This is a genomic window from Brevirhabdus pacifica, assembly GCF_002797755.1.
GTDB classification, from domain to species: domain Bacteria; phylum Pseudomonadota; class Alphaproteobacteria; order Rhodobacterales; family Rhodobacteraceae; genus Brevirhabdus; species Brevirhabdus pacifica.
In genome coordinates, this window is record NZ_PGFI01000011.1 from 1,524,288 (window position 1) to 1,542,837 (window position 18,550).

General features: G+C 67.4%; 22 protein-coding genes. 9 read left to right on the plus strand and 13 right to left on the minus strand.

Going from position 1 to position 18,550, the window contains the following annotated elements; genetic code table 11:
* Positions 1–41: 41 nt before the first annotated feature.
* Genes ppk2 through CLV77_RS07380 form a run of 3 tightly spaced genes read left to right on the plus strand, consistent with a single transcriptional unit; the run spans position 42 to position 2,090 of the window.
* A complete protein-coding gene (gene ppk2 / locus CLV77_RS07370; protein ID WP_076978585.1) occupies positions 42–911 on the plus strand; it encodes a polyphosphate kinase 2 in 870 nt (289 codons plus the stop codon).
* A complete protein-coding gene (locus tag CLV77_RS07375; RefSeq protein WP_076978584.1) occupies positions 904–1,536 on the plus strand; it encodes a TetR/AcrR family transcriptional regulator in 633 nt (210 codons plus the stop codon). The genes ppk2 and CLV77_RS07375 overlap by 8 nt, the downstream gene beginning before the upstream one ends.
* A gap of 11 nt (positions 1,537–1,547) precedes the next feature.
* Positions 1,548–2,090, plus strand: coding sequence for a dihydrofolate reductase family protein (locus CLV77_RS07380; protein WP_076978583.1), 543 nt, complete (start codon positions 1,548–1,550; stop codon positions 2,088–2,090).
* A gap of 89 nt (positions 2,091–2,179) precedes the next feature.
* Here CLV77_RS07380 and rpsI read toward each other — a convergent pair whose 3' ends face one another.
* From rpsI to CLV77_RS07395, 3 genes are all read right to left on the minus strand, one after another.
* Positions 2,180–2,677, minus strand: coding sequence for a 30S ribosomal protein S9 (gene rpsI, locus CLV77_RS07385; protein WP_076978582.1), 498 nt, complete (start codon positions 2,675–2,677; stop codon positions 2,180–2,182).
* A 4-nt stretch (positions 2,678–2,681) separates the two neighbouring features.
* The gene (gene rplM / locus CLV77_RS07390; protein WP_076978581.1) at positions 2,682–3,140 is read right to left on the minus strand and encodes a 50S ribosomal protein L13; all 459 of its coding nucleotides are present in this window, start codon (positions 3,138–3,140) and stop codon (positions 2,682–2,684) included.
* A 191-nt stretch (positions 3,141–3,331) separates the two neighbouring features.
* The gene (locus CLV77_RS07395) at positions 3,332–4,666 is read right to left on the minus strand and encodes an aminotransferase-like domain-containing protein (RefSeq protein ID WP_233128127.1); all 1,335 of its coding nucleotides are present in this window, start codon (positions 4,664–4,666) and stop codon (positions 3,332–3,334) included.
* 165 nt (positions 4,667–4,831) lie between these two features.
* On the opposite strand from CLV77_RS07395, the gene CLV77_RS07400 reads away from it, so the two are divergent.
* The 3 genes from CLV77_RS07400 (at position 4,832) to speE (ending at position 6,679) form a co-directional block, all read left to right on the plus strand.
* The gene (locus CLV77_RS07400) at positions 4,832–5,065 is read left to right on the plus strand and encodes a DUF1127 domain-containing protein (protein WP_076978579.1); all 234 of its coding nucleotides are present in this window, start codon (positions 4,832–4,834) and stop codon (positions 5,063–5,065) included.
* A 253-nt stretch (positions 5,066–5,318) separates the two neighbouring features.
* A complete protein-coding gene (gene speD, locus CLV77_RS07405) occupies positions 5,319–5,834 on the plus strand; it encodes an adenosylmethionine decarboxylase (protein ID WP_076978578.1) in 516 nt (171 codons plus the stop codon).
* A complete protein-coding gene (gene speE, locus CLV77_RS07410) occupies positions 5,831–6,679 on the plus strand; it encodes a polyamine aminopropyltransferase (protein WP_076978577.1) in 849 nt (282 codons plus the stop codon). Before speD ends, speE begins: the two co-directional genes overlap by 4 nt.
* An 86-nt stretch (positions 6,680–6,765) precedes the next feature.
* On the opposite strand, the gene CLV77_RS07415 is transcribed toward speE, so the two are convergent.
* On the minus strand, positions 6,766–7,188 hold the full coding sequence (locus tag CLV77_RS07415; protein ID WP_076978576.1) for a PaaI family thioesterase: 423 nt from the start codon (positions 7,186–7,188) through the stop codon (positions 6,766–6,768).
* An 80-nt stretch (positions 7,189–7,268) separates the two neighbouring features.
* On the opposite strand from CLV77_RS07415, the gene CLV77_RS07420 reads away from it, so the two are divergent.
* Positions 7,269–8,069: an enoyl-CoA hydratase gene (locus tag CLV77_RS07420; protein ID WP_076980914.1), complete on the plus strand. Its 801-nt coding sequence runs from the start codon at positions 7,269–7,271 to the stop codon at positions 8,067–8,069.
* Between the two features lie 4 nt (positions 8,070–8,073).
* Here the strand turns inward: CLV77_RS07420 and CLV77_RS07425 are convergent, their stop codons facing one another.
* The 3 genes from CLV77_RS07425 to CLV77_RS07435 all read right to left on the minus strand — a co-directional run bounded on the left by CLV77_RS07425 (position 8,074) and on the right by CLV77_RS07435 (position 11,697).
* Positions 8,074–9,579: a carboxypeptidase M32 gene (locus CLV77_RS07425; protein ID WP_233128128.1), complete on the minus strand. Its 1,506-nt coding sequence runs from the start codon at positions 9,577–9,579 to the stop codon at positions 8,074–8,076.
* The gene (gene ctaA / locus CLV77_RS07430; protein ID WP_076978575.1) at positions 9,576–10,745 is read right to left on the minus strand and encodes a heme A synthase; all 1,170 of its coding nucleotides are present in this window, start codon (positions 10,743–10,745) and stop codon (positions 9,576–9,578) included. Before ctaA ends, CLV77_RS07425 begins: the two co-directional genes overlap by 4 nt.
* 175 nt (positions 10,746–10,920) lie before the next feature.
* Positions 10,921–11,697, minus strand: a complete 777-nt coding sequence (locus CLV77_RS07435) for an RNA methyltransferase (protein WP_076978574.1) — start codon at positions 11,695–11,697, stop codon at positions 10,921–10,923.
* 214 nt (positions 11,698–11,911) lie between these two features.
* On the opposite strand from CLV77_RS07435, the gene CLV77_RS07440 reads away from it, so the two are divergent.
* A complete protein-coding gene (locus CLV77_RS07440; RefSeq protein ID WP_076978573.1) occupies positions 11,912–12,532 on the plus strand; it encodes a thiamine phosphate synthase in 621 nt (206 codons plus the stop codon).
* Here the strand turns inward: CLV77_RS07440 and olsA are convergent.
* The 3 genes from olsA to CLV77_RS07455 form a co-directional block, all read right to left on the minus strand.
* Positions 12,529–13,347, minus strand: coding sequence for a lyso-ornithine lipid O-acyltransferase (gene olsA / locus CLV77_RS07445; protein WP_076978572.1), 819 nt, complete (start codon positions 13,345–13,347; stop codon positions 12,529–12,531). The genes CLV77_RS07440 and olsA overlap by 4 nt on opposite strands.
* A complete protein-coding gene (gene olsB, locus CLV77_RS07450; protein ID WP_076978571.1) occupies positions 13,344–14,123 on the minus strand; it encodes an L-ornithine N(alpha)-acyltransferase in 780 nt (259 codons plus the stop codon). The genes olsA and olsB overlap by 4 nt, the downstream gene beginning before the upstream one ends.
* A gap of 151 nt (positions 14,124–14,274) precedes the next feature.
* On the minus strand, positions 14,275–14,457 hold the full coding sequence (locus tag CLV77_RS07455) for a DUF3553 domain-containing protein (RefSeq protein ID WP_100053039.1): 183 nt from the start codon (positions 14,455–14,457) through the stop codon (positions 14,275–14,277).
* Positions 14,458–14,486: 29 nt separating this feature from the next.
* On the opposite strand from CLV77_RS07455, the gene CLV77_RS07460 reads away from it, so the two are divergent.
* A complete protein-coding gene (locus tag CLV77_RS07460; protein WP_076978569.1) occupies positions 14,487–15,089 on the plus strand; it encodes a histidine phosphotransferase family protein in 603 nt (200 codons plus the stop codon).
* Between the two features lie 45 nt (positions 15,090–15,134).
* Here CLV77_RS07460 and CLV77_RS07465 read toward each other — a convergent pair whose 3' ends face one another.
* The 3 genes from CLV77_RS07465 to obgE are packed head-to-tail and all read right to left on the minus strand — an operon-like array spanning position 15,135 to position 18,531.
* Positions 15,135–16,391 (minus strand): glutamate-5-semialdehyde dehydrogenase, encoded by a 1,257-nt coding sequence (locus tag CLV77_RS07465; RefSeq protein WP_076980912.1) that lies wholly within the window; start codon positions 16,389–16,391, stop codon positions 15,135–15,137.
* A gap of 5 nt (positions 16,392–16,396) precedes the next feature.
* Positions 16,397–17,503, minus strand: a complete 1,107-nt coding sequence (proB, locus tag CLV77_RS07470; RefSeq protein ID WP_076978568.1) for a glutamate 5-kinase — start codon at positions 17,501–17,503, stop codon at positions 16,397–16,399.
* Entirely contained in the window at positions 17,491–18,531 is a 1,041-nt protein-coding gene (obgE, locus tag CLV77_RS07475) for a GTPase ObgE (protein ID WP_076978567.1), read from the minus strand. Before obgE ends, proB begins: the two co-directional genes overlap by 13 nt.
* Positions 18,532–18,550 lie beyond the last annotated feature (19 nt).

Below are 18,550 nucleotides of genomic sequence, written 5' to 3' on the forward strand. Positions count from 1 at the left end.
CCCGGCCTGCTAAGCTGACGCGACAGCAAGGGAAAAACAGCATGGAACCGCCATTCGTCGGTGCGATCACCAAGTATTACCAGCAGCAGGCCCCCGCCAATGTCCGCGCCGCCGTCGAGGCCGCGGGCGACCGGCCCATCCTCTCCGACAGCTATCCCTATGACCGGCGCATGAAACGCCGCGACTACGAGGCGCAGATGGACGCCCTCCAGATCGAGCTGGTGCGCCTGCAACGCTGGGTCCGCGCCTCGGGACAGCGGGTCTGCATGGTGTTCGAGGGGCGGGACGCCGCCGGCAAGGGTGGCACCATCGCCCGCATCCGCGCCAACCAGAACCCCCGCCACACCCATACCGTCGCCTTGGCCAAACCCAGCGACCGCGAAATGACCCAGTGGTATTTCCAACGCTACGTGCAGCACCTTCCCGCCGCCGGCGAGATCGTCCTTTTCGACCGCAGCTGGTACAATCGCGCCGTGGTCGAACGGGTCTTCGGCTTCAGCACCGACGCGCAGCGCGAACATTTCTTCAACCAGGTCCCCGATTTCGAGAACATGCTGGTCGAGGAGGGGATCACCCTCATCAAGGTCTGGCTGAACGTCGGCCGCGCCGAACAGCTCAATCGCATGCTCGCGCGGGAGGCCGATCCGCTCAAGCAATGGAAGCTCAGCCGCATCGACGTCGAGGGGCTGGCCCAGTGGGATTCCTATTCCGAGGCGATCGAAGAGATGTTCGCCCGCACCCACACCCCCACCGCCCCCTGGACGGTGGTGCGCGCCGACGACAAGCGCCGGGCGCGGCTGGCGGTGATCCGGCGGCTGCTCGCGGCCCTGCCCTACGAGGGTCGCAACGCCGAAGTGGTGGGCGCCCCCGATCCCGCGATCAGCGGCGGGCCGGACATCTGGCATGGTTAAGAGGGGCTATCACCACGGCAACCTCCGCCAGGCGCTGATCGAGGCCGCCCTGGGCTTGATCGAGACCCGCGGCCCCACCGGCTTCACCCTGGCCGAGGCCGCCAAGCAGGCCGGCGTCACCCCCGCCGCCGTCTACCGCCATTTCGACGGGCGCGAGGACCTGATCGCCGAGGCCGCCCGCCAGGGCTACGAGATCTTCGCCGACCGCATGGAAGAGGCCGCCCGCGCCGCCGGCGCCGACCGCGCCTCGGGCAACGCCCTGGCCCGGTTCGAGGCGACGGCGCGGGCCTATCTGGAATTCGCCCACGCCTACCCGGGCCATTACGTCGCCATGTTCGAAAGCGGCATCTCGACCAACCGCACGCCTGAACTGGCCGCCGTGGTCGCCCGCGGCTTCGGCGTGGTCGAGCGCGCGGCGATGGAGCTGGCCGAGCACATCCCCGCCGAGCGGCGCCCGCCGCCCCAGATGTTCTCGGCCCATATCTGGGCCCTCAGCCACGGCGTGGTCGAGCTTTTCGCCCGCGGCGCGCCCGGCACCCGCTCCCCCTTCCCGCCCGAAGAACTGCTGGAAACCGGCATCGGCATCTACCTGCGAGGGCTGGGCCTACTACCCCCCGACCGGTAAGGAGAATTGCGATGGAACTGCCCGCCGGACAGGCGATGATGGCGATAAGTCTGGACGGCTTCGTCGCCCGGCCCGATCACCGGCTGGACTGGCTGATGCGACTGGACACCGACGGCGAGGATCACGGATTCGAGGCGTTTCAGGACAGTGTGGATGCGATCGTCATGGGGGCGAATTCGTTCCGCTCGGTCCTGGGCTTCGGCCACTGGGCCTATCGCAAGCCGGTGGTCGTGCTGTCGTCACGGATGGACGATGCCGATGTTCCGGCCCGCCTGTCCGGCAAGGCGGAGATCAGCCGCCTGTCCCCGCGCGATGTGATGACCGAGCTTGGACGGCGCGGGGCGGGGAGGGTCTATGTGGATGGCGCGGCGGTCATCCGGTCATTTCTGAAGGCGGGGCTGATCGCCGAGATGCGCATCGCCCTAGCGCCGGTGCTGATCGGCGAGGGCATCCGCCTGTTTGGACCGCTCGGCGCGGATATCCCCCTGACCCTGTGTGATGTGCAGCAGTTTCCGTCGGGGCTGGTCCAGATGCGCTACCGGTTGGAGGGGTAACTCGCCCCGCCCGCCCCGCCGCGCGCGCTCCCAAAGAAAAAGACCGCCCCCGGGGGGGCGGTCTTTCGCAATTCCACAAGGCTGAAAGATCAGCGCTTGGAGAACTGGAAGCTCTTGCGGGCCTTGGCGCGGCCGTATTTCTTCCGCTCGACCACGCGGCTGTCGCGGGTCAGGAAGCCGGCGGCCTTCAGCGCGCCACGCAGCGAGGGTTCGTAAAGCTGCAGCGCCTTCGAGATGCCGTGCTTGACCGCACCGGCCTGACCCGAAAGACCACCGCCCTTGACGGTCGCGGTGACGTCGAATTCACCTTCCACGCCAGCAACCTGGAACGGCTGCTTGAGGATCATCTGAAGCACGGGGCGCGCGAAATACGCGTTGATCGGCTTGCCGTTGACGGTGACCTTGCCCGAACCGGGCTTGATCCAGACGCGGGCGACCGCGTCCTTGCGCTTGCCGGTGGCGTAGGAACGGCCCAGCTCGTCGCGCTGGGGCTCGCGGTTGATCATGTCGGCGGTGCCCTGAACGCCACCGATGTCGTCGGTGACGGCGTCGCGCAGGCCGTCCAGAGTTTTGATATCTTCAGCCATCTGCTCAGCTCCGCGTGTTCTTGGAGTTCATGGATTTCACGTCCAGGACTTCGGGGCTCTGGGCCTCGTGGCCGTGCTCGGCACCGGCATAGACGCGAAGGTTGGTCATCTGCTGACGGCTCAGCTTGCCACCGGGCAGCATGCGCTTGACGGCCTGGATGACGACGCGCTCGGGGTGCTCGCCTTCCAGGATCTGGCCGGTGGTGCGGGACTTGATGCCGCCCGGATAACCGGTGTGCCAGTAGTTGGGCTTCATGCGCTTGTTGCCGGTCAGCTGGATCTTGTCGGCGTTGATCACGATGACATTGTCACCCATGTCCTGGGACGGGGTGAAGCTGGGCTTGTGCTTGCCGCGAAGGCGGGTGGCGACGATAGCGGCAAGACGGCCAAGAACGACGCCCTCGGCGTCGATCAGGATCCATTTCTTGTCGATATCCGCCGGAGTGGCGGTAAAGGTTTTCATAGGTTCGTTACCCTGTGTGCTGGGTGTGACAGGCGCATCATGCCCCTGCCGGAATGGGATGGCCGGGTTATAAACGGATCGCGCCCGGCTTCAAGTCCCCAATTCCTGATTAAAACAAGCCAAAACAGCATCTTACAAATTAGGTATTAAAACACCCCACGGTCAACGCCCGCCCTGCCCTTCATTGTCGCTCAAATATCCACGCCCGCCGGCGGCCGCTGCAGGAAATCGCTCATCGTGGCGAGGGCCGCGCGGAACCGCGCCTCGGGCATGTCCGCGTTCAGGGCAAGGCGCACGGCATGGGGCGCGGCCCCGTCCGGCAGGGCAAACTCGTCAGCCGGCTTGACCCGGATCTTGGCCCCCTCGCAGGCCATCCCAAAGGTCGATCCGCGCCACCCCGTCGGCAGCTTCATCCACAGGAATGGCGCGTCGGGTCGCCAGGCGATGTCCCAGCTTCCCATCTCGTTCACGGCCAGGCGGACGCGTTCGGCGATGCTGGCCTCGACCCGGGCGCGGATCTCCTCGGCAGCACCCGACCGGATCAGCCGCGCGCTCAGATCCGCGATCGGCTGCGAGATGCCGTAGAAGGACGATTGCGCCACCTGGCGGGCCATCTGGGCATGGCTGGCCGGGCAGATGGCAAAGCCGAAGCGCAGGGCGCCGCTGACGCATTTGGTGATGGACGAGACGTACCACGCCTGCTCGGGGCACAGGGCGCGATAGCTGGGCACCGGGGACAGGGCCACCCGGTGGCAATCGTCCTCGATGATGTGGAACTGGTAGCGGCGGGCCACTTCGGCGATCTGGCGGCGCCGCTCCAGCGTCGTGCGCACGGTGGTCGGGCTGTGAACCTCGGCCGAGGTCATCAGCACCTGTCCGCCATGGGTGCGATAGGCGGCCTCGAGGCTGTCGGGCCGGATGCCTTGGTCGTCCATCTCGACCCCGACGATCTTGGCCCGCAGCAGGCGCGCGGCATGGCGCACCCCGGGATAGGCAAGCTGCTCGGTCATGATGACCGGGGTCAGGCCCGTCAGACAGGCCTGAAGGCACATCATGGCAGAGTTCTGGGCGCCAAAGCCCAGCACCACGTCATCGGGCACGACCCGCCCCGCGCGGTCGTCGCCGATCCAGTCACAGACCGCCTGTCGCGCCGGCAGGTCGGTCACATGATTGGGATAGTCCACGTAATCATGGGCCGGATCCCGCGCCAGCTGGGCCATGATGTCACGGATGACCGCGCCCTGGCCCACGTCGGGCACATGGCAGCCGCGGAAATCGGCCATGTCGGGCTGTTCGAGGTTGAGGAGCGGTTTGTCGGGTTCGGGGCGCCGCTCGGCCTCGCCGGCCACGAAGGTGCCGCGCCCGACGGCGGCCTCCAGCAACCCCTCCTCCACCGCCATGCGGTAGGCCCGGGCAACCGTACCGGGGGTAATTCCCAACTTCCACGCCAGCTCCCGCACCGGCGGCAGCCGGGCGCCGGCCGGCAACTCGCCCGAGCGGATGGCGCCACGCAGGGATTGTACCAATACAGCATACTTCGGGCTGCCGGACGCAAAGCCGTCCTTAAACTCAGTCGGCGCCCAATTTGTACCCATAACAATGTTTCCCTAGCGGTTTTGTATCGCTTTACCCTAGGTTGCCCACAGGTTGAAACACCTAATTGTATCAATACACCTTCCGGAGACAGGATCATGGCCACCCTCACACCGACCGAAACTGCAATGCTCAGGTCTTTTGCTGCCGGCGCACCGCTGCCGGTCATGTCGAAGGTGGCGCTGCGCATGGCGGTGATGGCAATGACCTGGAGCACGCGCGCACGCACCCGCGCCGCCCTGGCCAACCTGTCGGACGAGGCGCTGCGCGATGTCGGCCTGACCCGCGAGGAGATGCGGGCCGAGGCCAACCGGCCCTTCTGGCAGGGCTGACGCCCCCGTGTGTCGGCGGCCCCCCCTTGATCGGCGGTGCCCGCCCCCTCATATCCACACTCGCAGCACAATGGAGGCCGGGCATCTTCCGGCCTCTTTTTTTGGTCAGCCGGAAAAAAGGGTTGATCTGAATCGGCAGGCCAAATAAGTGCGGCGGACCATTGAGAGGGACCGATCCCAACCTTGGCCTTTGCGGGCTGGGGGGGCGCTAAGGAACCTCTGGATTCAATCTACTGGAAAGAAGGGGAGCGCCATGAAAGACGCCAACCTCTTCCAACTGGGGATCGGTCTGGAGACAGGCGCCCATGCGGAAGACACATCCCGTGGCACGAACGCTGCCCCCGCAGCCTTCGTCCGTGACGTATTCGACGAGAACCGTGACGACCATTTCATCCGCCGCGAAGGCCGGGTGTTCGCCGGCACGCATCTGATCATCGAGGTCGTCAACGGCCACGGGCTTGACGACGAGGGCCGGATCCAGAAGGCGTTCCGTGACTGTGTCGACGAATGCGGCGCCACCCTGCTGCACATCCACACCCACAAGTTCAGCCCCCAGGGCGTGAGCGGCGTGGCAGTGCTGGCCGAAAGCCACATCAGCGTCCACACTTGGCCCGAGATCGGCTATGGCGCGTTCGACGTCTTCATGTGCGGCGATGCCGAGCCCTGGCGCGCCGTCGGCGTGCTCAAGGCCGCCTTCGGCACCGAGGACGTTCGGGTCAAGGAGCTGCTGCGCGGTGACGGTCTGGTGACGGATGAGGCGGCGGCATGAGTGACTGGTTCCGCGAGGACCTTCACGCCGACTACTCCCAGGGCCTGCGCATCGACGAGCTGCTTTACGACAGCAAGACCGAGCATCAGCGCCTGCGCGTGTTCCAGAACCCGACCTTTGGCCGGGTTCTGACACTGGACGGCGTGGTCCAGACCACCGAGGCCGACAATTTCATCTACCATGAGATGCTGACCCATGTGCCGATCCTGGCCCACGGGGCGGCAAAGCGCGTGTTGATCATCGGCGGCGGCGACGGCGGCATGGCCCGCGAAGTGCTGCGCCACGCCTCGGTCGAGCATGTCACCATGGTCGAGATCGACGCCGGCGTGGTCGAGTTCTCCAAGCAGTATCTGCCGACGCTCAGCGCCGGCGCCTTCGACGATCCCCGGCTTGAGCTGGTGATCGCGGACGGCGCGGCTTTCGTCGCCGAGACCGAGGCGCGGTTCGACGTCATCATCGTCGATTCGACCGACCCGGTCGGCCCCGGCGAGGTGCTGTTCACCGACACGTTCTACGGCAAGGCCAAGCGGTGCCTGACCCAAGGCGGTATTCTGGTCACCCAGAACGGCGTGCCCTTCATGCAGGGCGACGAGCTGGCCGGCACGATGCGCATTTTCCGCGGGCTTTTTGCCGATGCGGGCTGTTACATCGCGACCATCCCCACCTATGCCGGCGGCCCGATGGCCCTTGGCTGGGGCACCGATGGCGCGGCGGGCGAGGTCACGCTGGAGACCCTCGAAAGCCGCTTCGCCGCGGCGGGTATCGAGACCGACTACTACACCCCCGCGGTGCACAAGGCGGCCTTTGCCCTGCCGGGCTACATCCAGAAGATCGTCGCTGGCTGATCCCGCGCCTTCGCGACGGATGCCAACCCATTGAAAAGGCCGGTCCCGATCATCCGGGACCGGCCTTTTTCATTGAGTGTCGGCACTCAGCCCTTTGGCGGCAGCGAATAGGTCATCGAGGCCCGGGCGACCGGCCGGTCATCGCCTTCCGACCGGATCAGCACGTCGCCCACGGCCAGCACGCGGCCCAGTTTCAAAAGCCGCGCCTCGGCCAAAAGGTCAACACCGGCGGCGGGCTTGCGCATGAAGTCCATCGAGATATTCGTCGTTACCGCAAGGCCTTGGGGGCCGATCCTTGACAGGATCAGCAGGTAGACCGCGACATCGGCCAGCGCGAACATCGACGGGCCCGACACGGTGCCGCCGGGGCGCAGGTGCTTGTGGTCGACCTTCAGCCGCACCGTCAGCCCCGCCTCGCAAGGCTCGGAAATGTCGAACTCCTCGCCGACCTGCGGAAATTCGCGGCGGAGAAAATCGGTCAGTTGCTCGGCGGTCATCTGGATTTGCATCGACACCTCATGGCTTTGCGCTGCTTGGCGGATCGGATCGGCTGCACTAGTCTTTGCCGGGGATCACGCGGGAGGGCAAGATGCACGATCTGGTGGAGCGCGAGGACAATGGCGCCGTGGCGCGGCTGACGCTGAACGACCCCGGCCGGGTCAACGCCTTGTCGGACGCCATGCTGGGGGCGCTGGCCCGACGCCTTGACAATCTGGCCGAAGATCCCGCGATCCGCGCCGTCGTACTGGCCGCGCGCGGCAAGGCCTTTTGCGGCGGCCATGACCTGCGCGAGATGACCGCCGCCCGCCAGGCGCCCGACGGCGGTGCCAAGGCCTTCGCCGACCTCTTCGCGCGCTGCACCAACGTGATGCTGCAGATCCGCGATCTGCCCCAGCCGGTGATCGCCGAGGTCCAGGGCGTGGCAACGGCGGCGGGCTGTCAGCTTGTGGCCACCTGCGACATGGCGATCGCGGCCGAGGATGTCAGGTTCGGCGTCAACGGCGTCAACATTGGTCTTTTCTGTTCGACCCCGATGGTCGCCCTGTCGCGCAACGTGCCACGCAAGGCGGCGTTCGAGATGCTGACAACCGGCGGCTTCATCGATACTGCCCGCGCGGTGGAGCTGGGTTTGGTGAACCGCGCCGTGCCCGCCCCCGAGCTGACCCGGCGGACCCGCGAGCTGGCCGAGATGGTCGCGGCCAAGTCGGGGCCGGTGGTGCGGATGGGCAAGCGCGGCTTCTATCAGCAACTGGAGCTGCCGCTTGAAGAAGCCTACGCGTTGACCGGCCGCATCATGGTCGAGAATCTGGGTCACGCCGACGCGATCGAGGGAATGGGCGCCTTTGTCGAAAAGCGCGCGCCCCGCTGGGAACAGGACGCGCCTGAATAGACCCCTAGTCGAGCTTCAGCCCGTAAAGATCCCCGAACTTTGCCCTTAGGTATTCCAGCAGCGGCGCCACCTCGGGCGGCTTGCCGGTGGCCAGCTCGATCAATGCGCGCGGCTGATGCAGGGCACCGTATTGCTGAAGGTTGCGGCCCAGCCAGGTGGTCGCCTCCCCGGTCTCGCCCCGCGCCAGCGCCGCGTCCAGGTCAGGCAGGTCCCGGCGCATCGCGGCATTGAGGCATCCGGCATAGACATTGCCCAGCGTGTAGGTGGGGAAGTAGCCGAAAAGACCGACCGACCAATGCACATCCTGCAACAGTCCGTGGGACGGCCGATCGACCGCGATCCCGAAATCGCTGGCAAACCGGCTGTTCCAGGTCTCTTCCAGATCGCCCACGGCAAGGCTGCCGTCGATCAGCCGCCGCTCCAGATCGAAGCGCAGCATCACGTGCAGGTTGTAATGAACCTCGTCGGCCTCCGTGCGGATATGGCCGGGGGCGACGCGGTTGACGATCCGGTAGAACGTCTCGGGGTCGGCCACGCCGAAATCCCCGAACGTGTCGCGCATCCGACCGTAAAGCCAGCCGGTGAAGGCGCGGCTGCGCCCCAGCTGGTTCTCGTAGATCCGGCTTTGGCTTTCGTGAACGCCCATCGAGGCACCCTGCCCCAGCGCCGACAGCGCGAACTCCGGCGCGACCGTCTGCTCGTAGCAGGCGTGCCCGACCTCGTGGATCGTGGAATAAAGGCAGTTGAACGGATCGGTGGCATCGGTGCGGGTGGTGATGCGCACATCCGCGCCCGAACCGCTGGAAAACGGATGCACGGCGCGATCCAGCCGACCCCGGCTGAGGTCATAGCCGAAAACGCCGGCTATCTCGGAGGCCAGGGCAAGCTGCACCTCAGGCTCGAAGCGATGTTCGGGCAGCGTCGGGGTTTCGATGCCCGAGCCGGCGATCGCCTCGCGCAGCTGCACCAGTCCCGGGCGCAGGGCGTCGAACATGGCGCCCAAGGTTTCCTGGGTGGCGCCGGGTTCGTAATCGTTCAACAGCGCATCATAGGGGGCAAGGTCGCGCCCCGCGCTCAGCGCATCGGCCTCCTCGCGCCGCAGTTCGACCACCCGCGACAGGGTCGGCAGGAAGGCGGCGACATCCTCGGCGGCGCGAGCCTCGGCCCAGACGCCCTGGGCTAGGCTGGTGACACGGGCCAGCTCGGACGCCAGTTCGCCGGGCACGCGACAGGCCCGGTCGTGATAAAGGGCGATCTGGCGCAGCAGGCCCTTGTCCTGGGCCTCGGCCGCCTGTGTGTCGGCCGCCGCCAGCCATTCGCCCAGCCGCGGGTCCGAGCGGCGGGCATGCAGCACCGCCTCCATCGCCGCCATCTCGTCGCCCCGCTGGGCGGCGGCGCCCCGGGGCATCACGGTTTCCTGGTCCCAGCCAAGGCGGCCCGCGACCTGCGCCAGCGCGCCGGTCACCCGGTCATGGTCGCGCAGGTTGACCAGCGCCTCTGCACCGCTCACGCCGTGGCCCCCTTGCCGCGCAGGTTTTGCCGCTGGGGATAGCGGGAGAGGAACCGCGCGCGCAGGATCAGCACCCACAGCGTCACCGCCCCCAACTGGTGCAGAAGTCCCAGGTGCCAGGGCGCCGCGGCGATCACCGTGGCGATGCCCAGCAACACTTGCACCACCATCATCCCCGCCATCATGTCGAAGGCGCGGCGCGTGCCGTCATTGCCGCTGGAGCGGCTGCGCCGCCAGACAACCAGCCCGTAGATGAACAGAAGATACCCCGCCATCCGGTGCAGGAACTGAACCAGCCCCTCGTTCTCGAAGAAGTTGCGCCACACCGGTGCAAGGTCCAGCGGATCGGGGGGCAGGAACTCGCCCGCCATCAAGGGCCAGTCGGTATAGGTGCGCCCGGCGTCGATGCCTGCCACCAGCGCGCCCAGCAGGATCTGCAGGAAGGCGAAATGCATCAATCCAGTGCTCATCCCGAACAGCTTGGCCTCGCCATGGCGCCGGGCCTGAAGAAGGTCGCCCGACTGCCGGCCCAGCTTGAAGGCAAACCAGGCGATCACGCCCAGGATGACGAAGGCCAGCCCCAGGTGTGTCGCCAGCCGGTAGGAGGCCACGTCCAGCATCGAGCCCTCAAGCCCCGAGGAGACCATCCACCAGCCCACGGCGCCCTGTGCGCCGCCAAGCGCCCCCAGCAGCAGAAGCCGCCCGGTCCAGTCGCGCGGGATGCGCCCCGTGGCCCACAGCAGGCCCAGACCCAGCGCCCAGACCAGCCCGATGGCGCGGCCAAGCTGCCGGTGGCCCCATTCCCACCAATAGATAAACTGGAACTCGGCCATGCTCATGCCCTGGTTCTGAAGGCGATATTCGGGGGTGGCACGATACTTGTCGAACTCGACCTGCCAGGCCTCGATGCTCATGGGCGGCAGGGCGCCGCTGACAGGGCGCCACTCGGTGATCGACAGGCCGCTGTCGGTCAGCCGGGTCAGCCCGCCCACGGCGATCATCACGACGACCATCGCGAACAGGATGAAAAGCCAGATCCGCGTCGCGCGACGACCGCGCCCGGTGCCCCGGTCGATCAGCCCCGGGCCGGGACCCTCGCCCTGGGGCCGCCCGCGGGGGCTGCTTTCGGCGGGGACATCCTCGAATATGCTGCGTTTGGTGGTCATGCTTCGTCTCCGGGAGGGCTTGCGGCAGGAACGGATCCGGTGCCGTTGGAGGGCGCGACAGGCGCGACAGATATGTCGCCGGGCAGATTAGGTGCCGCGCCCCGGGGCTTCAAGCGCCGCCGGTCGGGCGCGACACGGTGCCCCGGGGCCGTGGCGTTCGGGTTCGGGTTCGGCTTCAGGCGCCGTCATTCTCGCGCCGCCGCGCCAGGGCACGCAGGATGCCGTGGAAGATCTGGACGTCGGCCAGGGTCAGTGGCATCCGGCTGAGCATGTTGCGAAGGTTCAGCCGCATCGAGGCGGCCTTGTGCTCGGGGAAGAAGAAATTCGCCTGCTCCAGCCGCTCCTCCAGGTGCTCCTGTAGCTTTTCGACCTCGATCGCCTCGGCGGGGCGCGATCGGCCCATGTCGCCCGAGGGGGCCGCGCCGTCATCCTGGCGGCGCCATTCATAGGCCATCAGCAGCACGCATTGCGCCAGGTTCAACGAGGCGAAGGCCGGATTGACCGGCACCGAGACGATGGCATTGGCCCGCGCGATATCGTCGTTCTCAAGCCCTGCCCGTTCCGGCCCGAACAAAAGCCCCACCTTCTGGCCCTGCCCGATCAGGGTGCGGGTGCGGCGCATGGCCTCCTCGGGGGTCAGAACCTCCTTGGTCAGATCACGGCTGCGGGCGGTGGTGGCCAGCACGAAGTGGCAATCGGCCAGCGCATCGGCGGTGGTGTCGTAGACGCCGACATTGTCCAGCACCCGCGCCGCCCCCGAGGCGGTCGCGGCAGCACGCGGGTTGGGCCAGCCATCGCGCGGATCGACAAGGCGCATCCGCTCCAGCCCGAAGTTCCACATCGCCCGGGCCGCTCCGCCGATGTTCTCGCCCATCTGCGGGCGCACCAGCACGACCGTCGGCTGGGGTCCGCCCCAGGTGTTGGCAGCTTCGCTGTGATCGGTTCCGGCCATGACAAGTCCTCGCGTGATCCCCGCGGCAGGTGTCGCGGGCGGGGGCCTGATACGCCCGGCCCGCCCGGGTGACAAGACCGGCGTGCCCGGTCGCGCATCCTGCCGGCGCCTACCGGACACCCCCGATCACCGGTGCGGGCCCCATCAACCCCGATGGTCAAGCGCGGCGGCTGCGGTTATAGGGTGGGCGAAACAACCCGGACGGATGCGTGACATGGCCGAAGACGAACTGCCCCAGATCTATCTTGTGACCCCGTCCGAGATCGAATTGTCCACCTACGCAGACAAGCTGGCCCGCGTTCTTGACGCAGAGGCCATCGCCTGCGTGCGCATCGGCCTGTCGACCCGGGACGAGGACCGGATCGCCACCGCCGCCGACAGCCTGCGCAAGGTGTGCCATGCCCGCGACGTGGCGATCGTGATCGACTCGCATCTCAAGCTGGCCGAGCGGCTGGGCCTCGACGGGGTCCACCTGCCCGACGCCACCCGCTCGGTGCGCGACGCGCGCAAGGAACTGGGCGCCGACGCCATCGTCGGCAGCTTCTGCGGCCATTCGCGCCATGACGGTCTGAACGCCGGCGAGGCGGGCGCCGACTATGTCGCCTTCGGCCCCGTCTCGGACACGGCGCTGGACGATGCCCGCACCGCCGAGACTGACCTGTTCGCCTGGTGGTCCGAAACCATCGAGGTTCCCGTCGTGGCCGAGGGGGGCATCACCCCGGAGAAATTCACCGAGCTGGCCCCTTACACCGACTTCTTCGCACTGAGTGACGAGGTCTGGCTGCCCGAGGATCCGGTCAAGGCGCTGCGCGACCTGCTGGCGCGCATCCGCTAACCCATTCCGTCCCGCACCGCCTGCTCCAGCCGGGCCGCAAGCTGCTTGCGGTCCCCGTGGGCGTTGACCTTGACCGGCGCGTGGTAGGTGACCGTGACCGCGCCGTGGCGCGGTGCAGCCAACATCGCCAGCAGATGCTCGCCGAACTCCATGTCGCCCCACCAGCCATAGAAGCGCGGATCGGCCCCCGGGGGCGCGGTATAACACAGGGTGACCGGCTGTATTTCCAGCCCATCCCTCAATTCATCCGCGAAGAAAGCGCCAAAGAGCGTTGATTTGAATGGCAGAACCCGAAGCCCGTCCGAGCTGGTCCCCTCGGGGAAGAACAACAGCTTGTGGCCGGCCTGCAAACGGGCGTGAAACAGGCTCTTTTGTTGGGCCGCGTCCCGGGCGCGGCGGCTGATGAAGACCGTCCCGGTCGCCCGCGCCAGCCACCCGATGCCGGGCCAGGCCGCGACCTCGGCCTTTGAAACGAAGTAGATGTTCTGCCGGGCGTTGAGGGCGAAAATATCCAACCAGGAAGAGTGGTTGGCGACCACGGCTCCGGCTTTGGATGCAGGTTTGCCGGCTGTCCGGTGCGTCATTCCCAGGATTGCGAAGAAGGCGCGGCAGACGGCTTGGGTCACATAGGGCGTGACGGGCCGGCGGACACCGCAGAGCGGGCGCTCCAGCAGCCGCAAGGCCAGTAGCAGGCCCAGCCCCCCGAAGATCACCACACCCAGTGCCGTGCCCTTCAGCGCGACCCTCAGCCACTGGGCGCCCCGGGGGCTGGCCGGGCGCGGCTCCGGCTCGTCCGAGCGCCAGGTTGGGGTCACGCGCCCCGCCCCCGGGAATAGAAATCTCGGTGCCGCGTGGACATGCGGGCCGTATCGACCAGCAGGCAGACGTCGGTGGTATTGAATTCCCGATCGACGTAGGCGCCGCTGCCGACGAAACCGCCCAGCCGCAGGTAGGCCTTCACCAGCGCCGGGACCTGGCGCATGGCGGCAAGGCGGTCGATCTGCTCGGGCGGCAGAAGGTCCATCGACACCCCGTCCCGGGCCGTCACGCGCAGATCCTCGGGGGCCAGGTGATTGTGATGCAGCAGCGACAGCGGTTGCGCCAATGCGGCCACGTCCGTGCCGTGGAAGCTGGCAACGCCGAAGAGAATTTCTATATGCCTTTCGGCTACATACTCGCCCAGACCGTTCCACAGGTGGAACATGCCCGTGCCGCCCCGATGGGCCGCCGCAACGCAGGAACGCCCCAGTTCCAGCAGGCGCCGCCCGCTGGCGCGCAGGGGGGCGAGGTCATATTCCCCGTCGGTGTAGAACTCGCCCAGCTCCTCGGCCCGTTCGCTGGTCAGCAGGCGGTAGACGCCAACCACATGGTCCAGCCCCTCGGGATCGCGATCGGTGTCGATCAGCAGCAGGTGGTCATAAAAGGGATCGAACCGGTCCCGCTCCAGCCGGTTGGCGTGATCGATCATCGGCCCGTCGCCCCCAAGCTCGGTGACGAAGACGTCATACCGCAGCCGCTGCGCCGCCAGGAGGTCCTGTTCGGTCTCGGCCAGTCGGACCTTGTAGGATGGGTGCCGCGATAGAAGGCTCATTGGGCCGTATATATTATTGTTCTGCCACGAGGGTTCTAGTGAGGGGCGCAAATTTTGGCAACCCGTGCTTGCGGGCAACGGGCACCGCGCGGCTGGATTCGGGACCCGCTTCTGTTAAGCTTTGGCTAATCATTTACTCGGAAAGAATAGATCAGGTTTCGAAAACGATTTCCAGCTGGACCCGGGCGCCGTTCAGGACGACCTTGCCGCATTCCTCGAAATTGACCGTGATGCGCCCGTTGATGTTGGATTGCACCTGCCCAAGTCCCCAGTCGGGGCAGGCCGGGTTGCGGACCAGCATGCCGGGTTCAAGGAACTCGTTCAACTCACTCATTTGGCGCCACTTTCATTGACGGAATAGACATGAACCGCACATCGGATCTTGCGACAAGCGTCGGCACACGGATCTGCCATGACATTATCAGCCCTCTGGGGGCAATCGGCAATGGTCTGGAGCTTTTGGAGCTGACCGGCGTTGCCGGGCCCGAGGTGGACCTGATCCTGCAAAGCGTGGCCAGCGCCTCGGCGCGGCTGCGGGCCTTCCGGCTGGCCTTCGGACCCTCGGACCTCAGCCAGCCGGTCCCGCGCGAAGAACTTGCCGAGATCCTCGAAGGCTATTTCGCCGGAGAGCGGTTCGGCGTGGACTGGCAGGGTGCGCGCAACCTGACCCGCGACGAGGCCAAGGGCGCGATACTTGGCCTTCTCTGCCTGGAGACGGCCCTGCCCCACGGTGGCCGGCTGGAGCTGGAAAGCTCGGACGGGATCGTGCTGCGCGGCCATGGTGAGGCGACATCCCGCGACGCGGCCTGCTGGGACCTGCTGAGCGCGGGGCGGGACCGCGCGGACCACGTCGCACAGCCCGAGCCTGCCCAGATCCACTTCGCCATGCTGGGCGCCCATCTGGACGCCCTGCGCCGCACCCCGAAAGAGGCCTGGGGGCCCGAAGGGATCAGCCTGGCGCTCTAGGGAGCCGGAACAGCCCGGACCCCTAGCGCACCGCGACCTGCGGCCTCAGCGGCGCAGCGTGCCGTCGCCCCGCACCAGATACTTGAAGCTGGTCAGCTGTTCGGCACCCACGGGACCGCGGGCGTGCAGCTTGCCGGTGGCGATGCCGATCTCGGCGCCCATCCCGAACTCCCCGCCGTCGGCGAACTGGGTCGAGGCGTTGCGCATCAGGATCGCGCTGTCGAGACGCTGCATGAAGCGATCGGCCACGGCGTCATCCTCGGCCAGCACGCATTCGGTATGATTAGAGCCATATTCGCGGATATGGGCGATGGCGCCATCGACATCATCCACGACCTTCGCCGCGATGATCATGTCCAGGAATTCCTTGCCGAAATCATCCTCGGATGCAGGCACGGAGCCGCGCAGGCCAGCGCCCGCCCGGACCTCAACCCCTGCTTCCATCAACCGGTCGACGATGCGCTGGCCCAGCCCTTCGGCGATGTCGCGATGGACCAGAAGACACTCGGCGGCGCCGCAGATCCCGGTGCGCCGGGTCTTGGCGTTCAGCACCACCTCGACCGCCTTCTCGGGATCGGCGGAGGCGTCGACATAAACGTGGCAGATGCCTTCCAGATGGGCAAAGACCGGCACCCGCGCCTCGCGCTGGACCAGGCCGACCAGCCCCTTGCCGCCGCGGGGCACGATGACATCGATATGCTCGACCAGACGCAGCATCTCGGCCACGGCCTCACGGTCGCGGACGGGCACCCGCTGGATCGCGTCGCCGGGAAGGCCCGCGGCCTCAAGTCCGGCCGCAAGACAGGCGTGGATCGCGCCCGAGGAATGGAAGCTTTCGCTGCCGCCGCGCAGGATGACCGCGTTGCCGGCCTTGACGCAAAGCGCGCCCGCGTCGGCGGTCACGTTGGGGCGGCTTTCGTAGATCACGCCGATGACGCCCAGCGGCGTGCGCACGCGCTGGATGTGCAGGCCGGTCTCCATGTCCCACTCGGCGATGACCTGGCCGATGGGGTCGGGTTGGTCGGCGACGGCGCGCAGGCCCTCGGCCATGGCAGCGATCCGCCCCTCGTCCAGCAGCAGCCGGTCGATCATCGCGCCGCTCAGGCCCTTCTCGCGGGCCGCGTCCATGTCGCGCGCGTTGGCAGCAAGGATGCTGTCCTGATCGGCCAGGATACGATCGGCGGCTGCGTGCAGGGCGCGGGCCTTCTGCTCGGAGCTGGCGGTCGCCAGCTCCCGCGCGGCGGCCGAGGCGCGGGCACCGATCGCACGGACCAGCGCGGGAATATCGTCGATGTTCTGCATGTCGTTCATAGCACCATGTCATCCCTGTGTATCAGCGCGGCCCGCCCCGGATAACCCAGCACGTCCTCGATCTCTTCCGAGCGCAGGCCGATGATACGCCGCGCCTCGTCGGTGTCATAGCGGGTCAGACCGACCCCCAGCACCAACCCCTCTGGTGAACGGATCTCGACCAGGTCGCCCCGGTGAAACCGCCCCTCGACCCCGGTCACACCGGCAGGCAGCAGCGACTTGCCCTGCCCCAGCGCGGCCGCCGCGCCCGCGTCAACGCCGATGGCGCCCCGGGTCTTCATCGCCGCGATCCAGCCTTTGCGCGCGGTGGTCGGATCCTGCTCGGGCAGGAACCAGGTGGCGCGCGCGCCGTCGCGCAGGGCCGAAAGCGGGCGCAGCACCCGCCCCTCGGCAATCGCCATGGCGCAGCCGCCCGCGGTGGCGGTCTTGGCGGCCATGACCTTGGTCTTCATCCCGCCCTTCGACAGGCCCGAGACCGGATCGCCGGCCATCGCCTCGATCTCGGGGGTGATGGCGTCGACCTGCGGCAGGTGACGGGCATCGGGGTCGCGGGTGGGATCGGCGGTATAAAGCCCGTCCACATCCGACAGCAGCACAAGCTGGTCGGCGCCCACGGTCAGCGCGACCTGCGCCGCCAGGCGGTCGTTGTCGCCAAAGCGGATCTCGTCGGTGGCGACGGTGTCGTTTTCGTTGACGATGGGGATGGCGCCCAGCTTCAAAAGCTGTTGCAGCGTCGCCCGGATATTGAGGTAGCGGCGGCGATTGGCCGAGTCGTCCAGGGTCAGCAGCACCTGCGCGGTGGGAAAGCCGTAGGGCTGCAACGCCTCCTCGTAGGCGCGGGCAAGGCCGATCTGCCCGACGGCGGCGGCGGCCTGGGACTGTTCCAGCGCAAGGGGTCCCTCGGGCAGGTTCAGCACCCCCCGCCCCAGCGCGATGGAGCCTGACGAGACCAGCACCACCGAGGTTCCAGCGGCGCGCAGTTCGGCCACATCCGCGGCCAGGCCTTCCAGCCATTCACGGCGCAGGGCGCGGCTGCCACGCTCGACCAGCAGGGCCGAGCCGATCTTGACGACCAGACGGCGCGCGTCGCTCAGGGCCGCCACGACTCGGGCTCCTCTTCGCCAGCCTTTCGCTGGCGGAGCTTGTCGGCGTCGATCCGCGCCCGCACGGCGCGCAGCACCTCGGGCAGGCCCTCGCGGCTGACGCCGGACATCATCAGGACGTTGCCGCCGGTGGCGGCCTCAAGCGCGGCCTTCTTCTCGGCCCGCTCCTCGTCGTCCAGCGCGTCGATCTTGTTCAGTGCCGTGATACGCGGCTTGTCGGCCAGCGCCCCGCCATAGGATTCCAGCTCGTGGATGATGACGCGGTAATCCTCGGCCACATCCTCGGAGGTGCCGTCGACCAAGTGCAGCAGGACCGAGCAGCGTTCCACATGGCCCAGAAAGCGGTCGCCGATGCCCCTGCCCTCGTGCGCGCCCTCGATCAGACCGGGAATGTCGGCCATCACGAATTCGACCTCGTCGATGCCGACGACGCCGAGGTTAGGGTGCAGCGTGGTGAAGGGGTAATCGGCGATCTTGGGCCGGGCGTTGGAGCTGGCAGCAAGGAAGGTCGACTTGCCCGCGTTGGGCAGGCCCAGCAGGCCCGCGTCGGCGATCAGCTTCAGACGCAGCCAGATCGTGCGCTCCACCCCCGGCTGGCCGGCGTTGGCCCGGCGCGGCGCCTGGTTGGTCGAGGATTTGAAATGCAGGTTGCCGAAGCCGCCGTTGCCGCCCCTGGCCAGCACCACGCGCTGCCCGACCTCGGTCAGGTCGGCGATCACCGTCTCCTCGTCCTCGTCAAGGATCTCGGTGCCGACGGGCACCCGCAGGATCACGTCCTCGCCATCGGCGCCGGTGCGTTGCTTGCCCATGCCGGGCACGCCGTTCTTGGCGAAGAAATGCTGCTGGTAGCGGAAGTCGATCAGGGTGTTCAGACCCTCGACCGCCTCGGCCACGACCGACCCGCCCTTGCCGCCGTCACCGCCGTCGGGACCGCCATATTCGATGTATTTCTCGCGGCGGAAACTGACGGCACCACCGCCGCCGCCGCCGGATCGGATATACACTTTGGCGAGGTCGAGAAATTGCATGGCTTATGTCCTATCGAGC